Below are 909 nucleotides of genomic sequence, written 5' to 3'. Positions count from 1 at the left end.
CCTGATTACCACTGTACCTCAGCCAGCTTGAGAAGCCTTGCTGGCATGGGGCAAGTTCGTGCAGCCATGTAACCCAACCTTGACACCATTGCTTTCAAATCAAAGCGCCGGTTGAATCGATAACAATATTCAGCAAGATATCTTGGCAAATGCTTCGGGTTAATACTGTGATAACTGCCTTTCAAGGAATTTTTGACATTCCCGATCATCGTGTTGACCCACGTAAACAGCTCATTATCCATCGATTCGTGACCACCACCTGTCACAACTGCAGTATGTGGGTGTCCGGCGTCAGCTATTCCTGTGAATGCACCGAGTCCGTCACTGATAACGCAGAAGGTATCACTACCAAGGTGCTTTCTCGCCCAGAGTTCCAACTCCTTTTTCCGGAAACTGGTGACCATACTGAATCGCATATACAGCGGGTGATTTTCTTCGTTGGTTTGCACGGCGGCAACAAAGGGGTGCTTGTTTTCAGAGCCTCTTCCCCGTTTGCCTCCGTGTTTTTCACCACCCCAGTACGCATCATCCATTTGCACATGCCCCTGCAGGGGACGACTGTCATCCCGTTCTTTCATTACCTGCATGAGTTTGTGCTTTAAGCGCCAGGAGGCGTTATAAGAGATTCCCAATTGTCTCGAGAGCTCCAGAGCCGATATGCCATTCTTGGTCTGAGTCATCAAAAACATGCCCAGGAACCAGATGGTAAAGGGCAGTTTGCTGGCTTCCAGAATGGTGCCACTGGTCAGCGATGTCTGATGGCGGCAGCGGTTGCATTGGTAAAGCTCTCGGGTTTTCAGGATGCAATACTCCCGGCAACAACACAGAGGGCATTCAAAACCATTCGCCCAGCGCCATTTGAAAAACTGATCTCGGCATTGCTCTTCCTGTCCGTATTGCTGAAAGAAC

Annotated in this window: 1 protein-coding gene; it reads right to left on the bottom strand. The window is 49.6% G+C overall.

Features of this window, described 5'->3' with window-relative positions; translation table 11 throughout:
• Nucleotides 1-5: 5 nt before the first annotated feature.
• Nucleotides 6-909 (bottom strand): IS1595 family transposase (locus tag AK963_RS29690; protein ID WP_066018800.1); only part of this gene is annotated, 904 nt, incomplete at its 5' end.

Source organism: Endozoicomonas atrinae (assembly GCF_001647025.1).
Taxonomy (GTDB): domain Bacteria; phylum Pseudomonadota; class Gammaproteobacteria; order Pseudomonadales; family Endozoicomonadaceae; genus Endozoicomonas; species Endozoicomonas atrinae.
This window is presented reverse-complemented; position numbering and strand designations above follow the sequence as displayed.